At 70.9% G+C, this 11,803-nt stretch carries 8 protein-coding genes; 2 read left to right on the top strand and 6 right to left on the bottom strand.

Annotation, left to right across the window (positions count from 1 at the left end; genetic code table 11):
- Window positions 1-164 precede the first annotated feature (164 nt).
- A complete protein-coding gene (locus tag ACWCWD_RS34860) occupies window positions 165-896 on the top strand; it encodes an HAD family hydrolase (protein ID WP_450779302.1) in 732 nt (243 codons plus the stop codon).
- Between the two features lie 8 nt (window positions 897-904).
- On the opposite strand, the gene ACWCWD_RS34855 is transcribed toward ACWCWD_RS34860, so the two are convergent.
- From ACWCWD_RS34855 to ACWCWD_RS34840, 4 genes are read right to left on the bottom strand one after another with little or no spacing between them, the layout of a single operon-like run.
- Entirely contained in the window at window positions 905-2,338 is a 1,434-nt protein-coding gene (locus ACWCWD_RS34855; protein WP_450779300.1) for an SDR family NAD(P)-dependent oxidoreductase, read from the bottom strand.
- Window positions 2,331-4,793 carry an HAD-IIIC family phosphatase gene (locus ACWCWD_RS34850; RefSeq protein ID WP_450779298.1) on the bottom strand — a complete coding sequence of 821 codons (2,463 nt, stop codon included), beginning with the start codon at window positions 4,791-4,793 and terminating at the stop codon, window positions 2,331-2,333. The genes ACWCWD_RS34855 and ACWCWD_RS34850 overlap by 8 nt, the downstream gene beginning before the upstream one ends.
- Window positions 4,793-6,628, bottom strand: a complete 1,836-nt coding sequence (locus ACWCWD_RS34845) for an aminotransferase class I/II-fold pyridoxal phosphate-dependent enzyme (RefSeq protein WP_450779296.1) — start codon at window positions 6,626-6,628, stop codon at window positions 4,793-4,795. The genes ACWCWD_RS34850 and ACWCWD_RS34845 overlap by 1 nt, the downstream gene beginning before the upstream one ends.
- Complete coding sequence (locus tag ACWCWD_RS34840) at window positions 6,625-7,902, bottom strand: FAD-dependent oxidoreductase (RefSeq protein ID WP_450779294.1); 1,278 nt, start codon at window positions 7,900-7,902, stop codon at window positions 6,625-6,627. Before ACWCWD_RS34840 ends, ACWCWD_RS34845 begins: the two co-directional genes overlap by 4 nt.
- 237 nt (window positions 7,903-8,139) lie before the next feature.
- Here ACWCWD_RS34840 and ACWCWD_RS34835 point away from each other — a divergent pair, with 237 nt between their 5' ends.
- Window positions 8,140-9,108 (top strand): glycosyltransferase family 2 protein, encoded by a 969-nt coding sequence (locus ACWCWD_RS34835; RefSeq protein ID WP_450779292.1) that lies wholly within the window; start codon window positions 8,140-8,142, stop codon window positions 9,106-9,108.
- A gap of 22 nt (window positions 9,109-9,130) precedes the next feature.
- Here the strand turns inward: ACWCWD_RS34835 and ACWCWD_RS34830 are convergent, their stop codons facing one another.
- Together ACWCWD_RS34830 and ACWCWD_RS34825 are read right to left on the bottom strand one after the other, a co-directional pair.
- Complete coding sequence (locus ACWCWD_RS34830; RefSeq protein WP_450779290.1) at window positions 9,131-10,369, bottom strand: ATP-grasp domain-containing protein; 1,239 nt, start codon at window positions 10,367-10,369, stop codon at window positions 9,131-9,133.
- A 74-nt stretch (window positions 10,370-10,443) separates the two neighbouring features.
- Complete coding sequence (locus ACWCWD_RS34825; protein WP_450779288.1) at window positions 10,444-11,664, bottom strand: MFS transporter; 1,221 nt, start codon at window positions 11,662-11,664, stop codon at window positions 10,444-10,446.
- Between the last annotated feature and the right edge of the window lie 139 nt (window positions 11,665-11,803).

The following is an 11,803-nucleotide window of genomic DNA, read 5'->3' as shown; positions in this document are numbered from 1 at the left end:
GCGTTGTCGGAATCGTCCTCGTACGCCCAGTACGAGGACGATCCTCCGCCTTGCGATCGCACGCACCGGACGCCGCCCGGCCCGGCCTCCGGCCGGACGACGGCACTTTGACGACACGATCTAGGATCAAGGTCCCTGAGCGCGTACGACCAGGAGAGCAGGCCATGAACACCTTGATCGTCTTCGATATCGACGGGACGCTGCTGGACAGCGTGGCCCCGCACCAACTGGCCTTCCACAGCGCACTGCGCGACTGCGGACTCGAAAAGGTCGACTCCGCCTGGGGCGGTTACGCCCACCACACGGACTCGTGGATCTTCCGGGAGGTCTTCCGGCGCAACAGGGGACGGCTCCCCGACGAGACCGAGACCCAGTGGTTCGCCGACCGGCTGCACGCCCGGTTCGTCGCCGCCACCGAGCTCGAGAAGGTCGAACAGGTCCCCGGCGCGGCCGCGTTCCTGCGCGGCCTCGAGGCGTCGGGCAACTACACGGTGGCGTTCGCGACCGGCGGCATGCGCGAGGTCACGGCGGTGAAGCTGGCTCCGCTGGAAGCGTCCGGCCCGGTGTCCACGGCCAGTGACCACACGTTCCGGGAACACGTGGTCCGGGAGGCGATCCACCAGGCGGGCGAGGGCTTCGACCGGGTGGTGTGCGTCGGCGACGGGCCGTGGGACGTGCGGGCCGCCGTGGCCACGGGCAGCCAGTTCATCGGCATCGGTGCGTCGACGAAGCCGTTCGGCGCGTGGTTCCCGCGTACGCACCTGTTCGGCTCCTTCGACGAGATCGACCCCGCCGCGGACTTCTCGCTCGCCCCGCCCGCAGGGCAGGTCGAGGCCGCACCGGACGCCGACAAGGCGTTCTCGGAACGGCCGGCGCCCTGCGTCTGCTGGAGCTGACCGCACGTTCACTCCCCGACCTGTTCGGCCACGACACGGCAGAGCTGGTCGAAGCGGCCCGTCGCGGTGAGGCTCTCGGCGGGCAGGCTGATGCCGAACTCCTCCTCCACGGCGAGCACGACCTGGATCTGTCCCAGTGAGTCCCAGCCCGGTGTGAGTCCTACGCCGCCGCCTCGCACGTCCACGTCCGGGCCGAGGACGCGGCGGACGGCGGCCTCCACCCGCTCCGTGTGCCCGCTCACGACCGGCCCGCCCCGGGGCGCGGATGCCTGAGCGGCCGGCCCGGAGGCCGACGCGGCCTCGTCCTCCGGGGCGGCGCCGCCGTCCAGGGCGTACCTGGTGGCCCCGTCCGTGGACAGCCACACCCGGCGCGAGGGGGCTGCCACGTCGGACACCTCGGTGACGACCAGTTCCGCGACCTCCTCCGGCAGCAGACCGAGCATCCCGGCAGGGCGGACGTCGGCGGAGTACCGGCCCTGGACATAGCCGGGTTCGACGACCACCGCGCGCACCCCGCAGACTCCGTGGTGCCGGTCGATGCCGCGCAGTACGCTTTCGGCCGCCGCCTTGGCGGCGACATAGTCGGACCAGCCCTTCGGGTGGTGGCGCGAGGCCTCCGACCCAAGCAGCAGGACGCACCCTTGCTGGCGCAGCAGCATGCCGTCCAGCACGGCGTCGGCCAGGTCCCGCAGCCCGGCGTAAGCGGTCTCGAAGTGTTCCTGGTGCCCGGCCGCCAGGGGTGCGGCGGCGGCGTGCACAAGGGCTGTGGGCGCGAGTGCGGCAAGCTTCTCCGCGGCTGCGGCGCGGTCGGCCGGCACGGTCATATCGGCCGTCACCGAGTGGACGGTGACGCCGGTTTCCTCGCACTGGCGGGCCACGTCGTCGATGCCGCCCCGGTGTACGAGGGCGAGGTCCCATCCGGCCTTGGCCAGTGCCCGGGCGACCGCGGCGCCGATGTCACCGGCGGCGCCGGTCACCGCGGCGAGCCTGGGCGCGTCGGCGGGCAGGAAGCCGCCCCCGGGGTTGTCGTCCGGCCGGGGACGCGGCGCACGTACGGTCGTCTTCACCTCGCCGTCCAGGACCAGCTCGCGGTCCTGATGGGCCCGTACCCGGCAGGTCAGCACCCCGGTCCCCGCGCTCTTCGAACGCAGCCGCAGGGAGTAGTTGACGGGCCGGTCGAAGGCGACGGCGCGCACCGGGCGGAACGCCGTGTCGAGGATGACCGCGCCGGGGCCGGGCAGGACCATCCCGATCAGGGCCGACACCGGCCCCAGCACCATGGTCAGCGGCACGATGGGCGCACCGAACCCGGTCTGGGCCGCGTGCTCGGGATCGTGGTGGATCGGGTTGTGGTCGCCGGTGGCCGCCGCGAAGGCGGCGAACTCCTCCCCGGTGAAGGTGTGGCTGCTGTGGGCTACGGCGCCCGGTTCGAGGTCATGCATGGTCGGCCTCCGCGTCCGTGTGGTCGACGACCCGCAGCCAGCCGGGGGTGCTGTGGTCGCCGGTGAGATCCAGGTGCCAGCTGCCGTCCGCGTCGTCCGGCGTGTAGCCCTCGTCGGCGAACACGGTGCGGCAAGGGGCGTTGCGCTCGGTCGGCAGCACGAGGCCGTGCAGGCGGGTGCGCCCGTCTGCAGCCAGGCCGGCCGCCAGCCAGCGCAGCACACCCGTCTCGACGCCCCGGCCCAGGACACGGCAGGACAGCAGGTAGGAGTCCACGGTGGTCTCCGTGCCCTGGTGGGTCAGCACCACGACGCCGAGTTCCTCGCGGTCGCTGAACCGGTCGGCCACGCTGAGAACCAGCACGTCCGAGTCCGGCGCGGCGGCCAGCCGGCGCAGTTCGGCACGGGACTGGCGCCGGGTCGTCGTGTTGAACTGGTTCGTCTTGGCGCACAGTTGGGCCGCGCGGGCCACGTTGCCCTCGGTGAGCGGGCTGATGTGCAGCTCGGTGCCGAGCGAGGCGTAGAAGTCCTCGACGCGCTCGTAGCCGCGCCGCTGCCGCTCGGTCCGTTCGCGGGCCCGGTACTGCTCGGTACGCCGGCGGTCGGCGTCGGTCACGTTGAACACGGTGACGAACGGGTCGTCCAGCAGTGCGTGCGCGTAGCCGGACGGGTCCTCGGACAGTTCCGGCACGACGACCTGCGGCAGGAACTCGCGCACCCGCGCGCGCTCCACGGGGTTGTCGTCGAGGAACAGCACATTGGCCAGGCCCACGTTGAGACGCGAGGCGATGTCGGCGATCGCCTCCGGCTTGGGTCGCCAGCCGATCTCCAGGGCCACGAAGTCGTCCTCCCGCAGCACCATCCCCGAGTGCTGCCGGATCGCGCGCAGGGCCAGGTCCTCGTCGTTCTTGCTGCACACCGCGAGCGCGATGCCCCGCTCGCGCAGCGACTTCAGCACGAGCTGCAGCTTGCGGTGGGCGTTGCCGGGGTGATCGGTGCCGACCTGAATACCGTCGATGCCGTCCTCGCCCACGACGCCGTGCCACAGGGTGTTGTCGAGGTCGGTGACGATGACCCTGGCGGTGCGGCCGAGTACCGAGAGCGTCAGGCCCCACAAGCGGCGGGCCAGTGCGGCGCTCAGGGCGACACCGTACGGGATCCGGCCCACCTGCCACAGCCGCGCGTCCACCAGCGGGCCGCCGCCCGAGCGCGCGACGACCTCGGCCAGGTCGACGACATGGATGTGCTCCTGGCCGCGGAGTCCGTCGCGCAGCAGCCGGTTGGCCTCGGTCACGATCCCGCTGATGTCGATCGCGGACGGCTGAAGCGGCGCGAAGGACAGCACGAACACCGGCTGGTCGGTGGTGGCGGCGTAGGAGCTCACCAGGCCGGTGTAGTGCTCCACGGCTTCCCGGAGCCGGCCGTCGACGCCCTCGTCGAGACCGTCGACGGAGAGCACGTCCTCCAACCGGTCGGTGAAGAAGGTCGCGTGCGCGTCGAAGCCGCGCAGCGCGGAGGCCGGGTCGTGGATCTCGCGCGCGAGCAGACCGTACTCGGGTACATGGACGGCATGGGGCTCGTGGCCGAGGACCCGTCGGCCCTCGGCGGCCACCTCGGCGGCCAGGATCTCCTGGTTCCGCGAGCCGAGCAGCGCCAGCCGTACGGGCTCGCGGGCCAGTTCCCGCGCCCGGTGCTCGATCACCCTGGGCTCGCGCAGCAGCACCCACGGGTCCTCGGCCAGCATCTCGCCGCAGACCTGGGCCAGGTCCGTCGTGGACACCGACTCCAGGGCGGTCCCCCACAGCCCGGCGCTCGCCATCCGGCCGGTGTCCCGGAGACGGTCGAAGACCGGCGTGAAGTCGAGGGTGGAGTCCAGCGCCGTATCGCGGACGATCATCGTCAGGTCGAGCCCGGCGGGCCCGTCGCCGAAGTCGGCCGTACCGGCGACCTTCATGTGGTGCCGGTAGGGGACCTCCGCCAGTTCCTCGTAACGGTGCACCTGTGTGCAGGAGTTCCAGCTCGCGCCGACCGTGACGATGCGGGCCGCCTCGCGCTCGAAGACCTCGAAGACGGTGTCGGCGCCGAACGCCGTGTCCGGCCGGCAGGCCGTCAGCTCTTCGGCCAGCGGTCCGGCGACGGCGAACGAGTACACCGGATGCGGGGTGCGGCGCACCTCGGGAAGGTCCAGGAACCACTCCACCAGTACGCCGGTGTTCGGGACGGAACGGCGGTGGTGGTACTCCTTCGTACGGCAGAACTCGAAGGTCACCGCGGGCAGCGCCAGGGTCACTCCGTCGGCGAGCAGGCCGCGCAGCGCGGCCAGCAGGTCGCCGCGCAGCCCGTCGGCCGGGGTCCGGAAGGCGAAGAGGGACGAGTGCAGCACCACCAGCCGGTCCGCCGGGTCGATGGCGGACCGCAGGGCGGCGTACAGCTCGTCGCGCCGTGACGTGCCGCCCATCAGAACGCTCCGCCCGCCGCCTGGGCGGCGACGGCCACACCGAGGACGGCCGCCAGCGCCTCCACCAGGCGCCGGTTCTCCTGCGGAGTACGGCACGCCACCCGCAGGTAACGGTCGCCGTCCGGCATGGACTTCCCTCCGCAGTCCTTGACGAGGATGCCGTGGTCGGCGAAGACCCGGCGCACGACTGCCAGCGCGGAGGCGCCCTCCGGCAGCCTCACCATCACGTAGTTGGCGTCCGGCGGATAGACCGTCACGCCGGGCAGTTCGGTGAGCCACGCGGCCAGTTCGTCGCGGTCGCGCCGGACCTGTTCGCAGCTGGCGGCGAAGGCGTCCTGGTAGCGGGGCAGCAGCCGCAGGAAGCGTTCGGCGAGGCCGTTGACATTCCAGATCGGCAGCGCGGCTCGGACGTCGGCGACGAAGTCGAGGTCGGCCGAGGCGAGGTAGCCGAGGCGCAGGCCGCCGATGCCGTAGACCTTGCTCATGCTCTTGACCACGGTCAGTCCCGGCAGTTCGGCCAGGTCCGGTTCGAGGCTGTGGCCGGGCTCGCAGAAGTCCACGAAGGACTCGTCGACGACCAGGCGGATCCCGCCGTCGGCAAGGAGCCGGGCGAGGGTGACCAGGTCGGCCCGCGGGACCGCCATCGCCGTCGGATTGTTGGGCGAGGTAATGATGACCGCTGCGACACCGGCGCGCAGCGCGTCCTCGGCGACCGCGGCCGGGTCCATGGTGAAGGCGGGCGCGGGCAGGTGGATGCGGTGGATGTCCTGCTCGGTGAAGACGGCCTCGTACTCGTTGAAGCCGGGCACCACCAGTGCGACCCGGCCGAGCAGACCACCGAGGATCTTGATCAGTTCCGATGCGCCGTTCGCCACCACCAGCCGGTCCGACGGCTGGCCGATCGCCGCGCCGAGGAGCGACTGCAACGCCCTGTGGCCGACCGGGTAGTGCACCAGGGTCTCCCGGAAGTCCTCCATCAGCTGGTCGATCAGCCGGGCCGGGGGGAAGTAGAGGTTGTACAGCAGGCGGTGGTCCACCAGGTCGTAGCGCCAGTAGCCGCCGTAGAGGCCCTGGAGCATCTCCAGGCGGTCGTCGGAGCCGCGGAAGAGGTACTCCGCGGCACTGTGGTCGGTCAGGTCGTCGACCTCGTACCAGCGCAGGTCGCCGCAGTTCACGCCGCTGACCGGGAACCGGCCGGCCGCCACGGTATCGGCTATGACCAGCTCGTAGTAGGCGTTTTGGCCGCCGCCGGCTATCAACGACCCCAGGCCGGGGACGAACTCCTCACGCAGGTAACGCTCGCGGAGCAGGTGCACGTTGACGGTCTTGTAGGTCTGCGTCAGGTCGCTGCCCCGCTCCTGCTGGGCGGGCAGGATCATCGCCGAGACCGTCTCGTCGGCGTCGAGGGTGACGACGGTGCCGTCCATCTCCCGCCGGTACGGGGCGATCGCCGTCACGGCCTCGCCGTCCGCCGCCGCCAGTCTGCCGAGCAGTTCGCCGTCGAACACCACGTCGCCCTCGACCAGGTAGACGTCCTGGTCGAGATGCTTGTGGGCCAGCCACAGCGAGTAGGCGTTGTTCGTGGTGCGGTAGGCGTCGGACTCCACGTAGCCGATGTCCAGGCCGGCGAACTCCTCCCCGACGGCGGAGCGCACCTCGTCGGCCAGGTGGCCGACCACCAGGACCACCTCGCGCACCCCCGCGGCCGCCAGGTTCTCCAGCGTGCGGAAGAGAATCGGCTTGCCCGCGACGGGGATCAACGTTTTGGCGTCGCCGAGTCCGAGCCTGCGGCCCAGACCGGCCGCCAGGACGACCGCTTTGGTCGGCGTGCTCATCGCTGCGTCTCCCCCTCTGTCGTCACCTGGTTCAGCAGGTCGTCGAGGACGACCTCGCCTATGTCGTGCTGGTACAGCCACACGCCGTCGGCCCTGCGGGTGTAGCTCGGCTCACCGCCGACCTCCTGGGACGGGGCCAGGCCGGCCCCCAGGCCGTAGGCGACGAGCTGCGGGTACGCCGTGCCACGCGCGTCGACCAGGTGTCCTCGGTCGTTGACGACGGTGCCGGTGGGGCCGGTCGCCGCCGTGAACGGCATGCCGTCGGCGTAGTGGATGGGCGGGAGGTCGGCCTCGAAGCCGTTGGCCATGACGATGGTGTCGGCTTCGGCGAGTGCCTGTGCCGCCGCGTCCCGGGCGGCCGGGGTGTCCACCTGGACCAACCGCACCGGCAGCGGGTCGCTGCCGGGCAACCGCAGTGCGGCACGGGCCAGTTCATGGGCGCGGCCCCGCAGGCCTCCGTAGCGGTTGACCCGTCCGTTCATGGGACAGACGTCGAGCACGGGATCGAAGACGTATCCGTCGGCCCCGGCCCGGTCGGCGCTGTCGTAGAACAGGCGGAGGCCCGTGCGGTGGATCACCGTGATCTCGTCCGCGGCGGGGAGCAGCAGATGGACCACCGACCAGGCGCTGTGCGACCCGCCCACGACGACGACCTTGCCGCTCGCCCCGGTGTCGTCCTTGCGCGTGTCGACGAACGACTCCGAGTGGCGGACGCGGTCCTGATGAGGCGCCAGGCTCAGGCCGGGGACGATCTCGGCCTTCGCGAAGTCGGCCCGGGGGCGTCCGCCGGTGGCGATCACCGTCCGCTGGGCGGTGAGCTCCCGGCCGTCGTCGGTGCTGACTCGGACTCCGTCTTCGCACAGGTCGATGCCGGTGACCTTCTGCCGTACGACGGCGCAGCGCGGGTGTGCCTCCAGGAGGCCGGCCACCACCTCACCGAGGCGGGCGAGGAAGGGGGCGACCACCGACAGGGGCGGGTGCTCGTCGGCGAGGGCGCGCAGTCGGCGGGTCACGGGCAGGTCGCGCAGCGCGGCGAGCGGCGTCCCGGCCTCCAGGCCGTCGAGGCACTCCATGAACGGCCCGCCGAGGGAGTTGGCGCTGATGCGGTAGTGCGCCAGGCCTCCGGGGCCGATCGGCCCCGGTTCGACGAGGGCGATGCCGCGATCCAGCAGAGCGTCGAGCCGGCCGCTCCTGCTCGCTGTGACGATGGGCCCGAGCGCGGCGGGGCCGCCGCCGCAGAATACGAATCCGAAGGAATTGTCGTCGGACGGCAAAGAATCCCCCAAGAAAAAGCCGACGGTTCCGGCGTCATGAACACACGCAAGAAACTGCCGGTCGATTTGCACTGTGCGATCGGGCGCCAGAACCGGTTGCATGAGCAATCCAACATGCGCATGGACGAAAGGTCAAGCTCGGGTGAACATAGTGTTTCATATTGCCAACGCTGGTGACATGCAACCTTCTTGCCGGGATGCACGTCACTGGGTGAGCAGGGAGAAGAGGGGAACGGAATGAGAAATGTCAGCATCTGCATACCGGTGTACAACCGGGCGCAGGAGATGGAACGGGCAATACGTAGCGCACTGGAACAGACCTACTCGGATATTGAGGTCGTGGTGGTGGATAACGCCAGCACGGATTCAACTTGGGAGGTTCTGACGAAACTGGCCGCGTCCGATCCCAGAATTCGGGCACACCGCAACGAAACAGTGCTGCCGCGAGTGCAGAACTGGCGCCGGGCGGTCGAGTTGGCCAAGGGGGACTACGTCAAGTTGCTCTACTCCGACGACTGGATATCGGCCACCGCGGTCGAGCGCTCGGTCGAAGTGCTGGAACGGGAGCCCGACGTCGGTTTCGTCTACACGGCGATGACATGGCACTACGAGGTGCCCGAGACGTGCTACCGCCGCGACGCCGGGCGGATGTCGTCCCTGGAGTTCCTGGTGCGGTCGGCGACCGTGGAGGATCAGGTGCCGGTCAGCGCCTCGTGCACGCTGATGCGCCGGACGGATCTGCTCGACGCCTTCCAGGACGAACTGCCGACGAACCTCCCCTTCGACTTCAGTCACGGCCTGGGGCTCGACGGCACCCTGCTGTGGCGCGTCGCCGACCGCTACCCCTCCCTCCACCACATCCCTGAGGACCTGGCCCACTCCGCCGATCCGCACGCCGGTGAACCCAACACCCGTATGCAGATCGGCGCGGAGAAGCACGAGATGATGTGGTGGGCCTACCGCAACGCCTTCGCCCAGTCCGTCCTGGCCTCTCCGCGGCCGGCCGCCGAGATCCGTGCGCTGCGCGCGGCCCTGCTGGTGTCCTGCGTGCCGCTGCGTCCGACGGCGGTGGCGCGCCGCAACCTCCGGCTGTACAGGCTGCTGTTCCCCGGCCGGTGGTGGGCCGCGGCCCCCTTCGCGGCCTCGGTGCGGGGGCTGGTGTGGCGGCGCGTCAGACAGCCGCTCGATCCCACGATCCCGCTCTGAGCGTGCGCTCCGGCCGGCTGTGTCACGCGGATTCGAGGACGATCGTGGATTCGATCGCGGCAACCGCGGCACGCAGCCGGTCGTGGTCCGCAGCCGTGCCGTGCACCGTGCCGAGGTGTCCTTCCGTGCCGTTGCGCCAGTCCAGGGAGCGCCCTGCGGCCGCCTCGGCCTTGACCTGCCACACGCCGTCGAGGCCCGCCACTTCGTCCAGGCCGTGCAGGGCCGTCAGGGTCTGCCCGGAGTCGGCGGGCGGCGTCACGAAGTAGACGTACTCCACGGAGGCGAAGGACAGTTCAGGCAGCTCGACCGGGAGGGACAGGGCTTCGCGCAAGGCCGCGCGCAGCAGGTCGAAGCGGGCCAGCCGCCGGAGCAGCGCCCCGACGTAGCCGCCCATCCGGCCGTTGACCTCGATCAACCGGGGGCCGTCCGGGGTCAGCTTGATCTCCACGTGAGTGACGCCACCGGTGATGCCGAGGGCGTGGATCGCGGCCTCGGTCAGGGCGAGCACCTCCGAACGCAGCGCCGGGGACAGGCTCGCCGGCTGGAACATACCGGTCTCCCGGAAGGGTTCGGCCAGCGGCAGCTTGCCGGTGACGCACACATGGTGCACGACGCCTCCGGAGGTGACCGATTCCACCGACACGTAGTCCCCGAAGCCCGCACCCGCCCCGTCGGGATCCCCGACCAGCAGCTCCTCCAGAACGTACTCCGCGGCGCCCCCGGCCGTGAACTCAGCGGCCAGCTCTTTCAGTTGACCGAGGTCGTCGACCCGGCAGGTGTTCACGCTGCCCGCCCCGCTGCGTGGCTTGAGCACCGCGGGCAGGCCGACCCGTGCCGCGGCCTCGGGCACATCGTCGACCGACCGCACCACCTCGCACCGGGTCGACTGGACGCCGGCTACGTGCAGGCGCGCCCGCTGCCGCTGCTTGTCCACCAGTGCGCCCGCCACCTCCACGGTGTGGAAGGGCAGCCCGCACACCGCCGCCAGCTCGGCCGTAGCGGCCAGCCGGTACTCACTGAACGTCACGATGCCCCCCACGTTCAGGGCGGACAGCGCGGCGCCTGCCTCCTCGGGAGACATCCCGGTGACGTCGAGGACCTGCGCCAGTTCGCCCAGTTGCCGGGCCGTGCCGGCCGCACCGGGCGAGCTCTCGTCGCAGACGAAGACGACGGAGCACAGCTTGCGGGCCGAGGCCACGATCTCGACGGCTCCGGCGGACCCGCGGTCGTACACGACGGCGAGGAGGGGGAGATTCGGCATGAGGGGCACCCTATCCAGGAATTGATCTTGTTCTCCGGTGGCCGCCGAACCCGGGCGGGCGGCGGGGCAAGGCGTCACGCGCTCGCCTGCGCGACGGGTGCGGCCCCGGTCCGCCGGGTGCGCTCGGCCCAGCGCGCCACCGCCGGCGCCGCCAGACCGGCGGCCGCCAGCAGCGCGCCCATCACCAGCCACCCGATCCAGCCCTGCCGCACGATGAGCAGCGCGGTGACCGCGGGGGTGATGGCGGTGCCGAGCTGGGTGGTCAGGCCGAACAAGCCCTGGTACTGGCCCTGGGCGTGCTCCGGGGCCAGCTCGTACGAAAGAGCCCAGGAGCCCGCGCTGTAGAGCAGCTCGCCCACAGTGTGCAGGACGACACCGGCGACGAGGAACGCCACGGCCACCCAGGGCGTACGGCCTGCGGCCAGGGCGATCACGGCGCAGCAGACGGCCAGCCACAGTCCGGACTTGGCCAGTGCGCGGGCGCCACTGCGGATGTCCTCGGCGCCCTTGCTGACGGGAACTTGAAGGAACACCACCATGACGGTGTTGACCAGCAGCAGCGGCGCGAAAACGGATATCGGGGCGTCGGTGTTCTCGGCGATCCAGAGGGGCAGGGCGACGTTGAGGATGCCGGCGTTCATCATCAGCACGGCGTTGATCGCGCCGACGGCGACGAACGGGCCGTCGCGCAGGACCTGCCAGGGGGAGGCGCCCTCGGGCCGGGGCACCGGCGGCGTTCCGTCCAGAGCGAGGAAGGCCAGGCCGGCGACGACGAAGAGAGCCCCGGAGGCGAGCAGCGCGGTGGCGTAGCCACCCGCCGTGTCGCGGCTGAGCGCCAGGCCGCCGAGGAGCGCTCCGAGGGAGAAGCCGACGTTGGTGACCGAACGCAGATAGGCGCGCGTGCGCACCCGGTCCCCCGGTGGCACGGCGAGCGCGACGAGCGCTCCCCGTGAGGCGTTCGACGCAGCTTCCGCGACGGCCACGAGGCCGGCCGCGACCAGCAGTCCACCGAACCCGCCGACAAGGACGTAGCCGCAGATCGCCACGCCGTGCAGGACCACGGACCCGAGCGCGGCGGAACGCGCTCCGATGACATCGGCCGCATGACCGGCCGGGATGCTGGCGAGCATCCCGGCGACGCCGGCGGCGGTCAGCCCCAGACCCACATCGGCCGAATCGATCTTCACGGAGCGGGTGAAGTAGAGGACGACGATCGAGACGACGACACCGTTGCCGGTACTCCGCGCCAGCGTGCTCAGCGCAAGCACCCACATCGGCTTCGACTGCGGCAGCAAGGAACGGAGAAAGTGTCCTTTTTTATTCAATTCCATCACGTACCCCTTGCGCTTCCGAATGATCGGGAATGATTTCACCAGAGCGGATTCGGGCGATCAACCGAATCCCCAAAAGACCCTTGTGACGTTCCTCACGTAG

The sequence above is a fragment of the Streptomyces sp. NPDC001493 genome (assembly GCF_053597235.1).
This window is presented reverse-complemented; position numbering and strand designations above follow the sequence as displayed.

Coding starts and splice junctions, on each gene's coding strand:
- ACWCWD_RS34845 (WP_450779296.1), bottom strand. CDS start 6,628: ATGAGCACGCCGACCAAAGCGGTCGTCCTGGCGGCCGGTCTGGGCCGC.
- ACWCWD_RS34850 (WP_450779298.1), bottom strand. CDS start 4,793: ATGGGCGGCACGTCACGGCGCGACGAGCTGTACGCCGCCCTGCGGTCC.
- ACWCWD_RS34855 (WP_450779300.1), bottom strand. CDS start 2,338: ATGCATGACCTCGAACCGGGCGCCGTAGCCCACAGCAGCCACACCTTC.
- ACWCWD_RS34835 (WP_450779292.1), top strand. CDS start 8,140: ATGAGAAATGTCAGCATCTGCATACCGGTGTACAACCGGGCGCAGGAG.
- ACWCWD_RS34860 (WP_450779302.1), top strand. CDS start 165: ATGAACACCTTGATCGTCTTCGATATCGACGGGACGCTGCTGGACAGC.
- ACWCWD_RS34830 (WP_450779290.1), bottom strand. CDS start 10,369: ATGCCGAATCTCCCCCTCCTCGCCGTCGTGTACGACCGCGGGTCCGCC.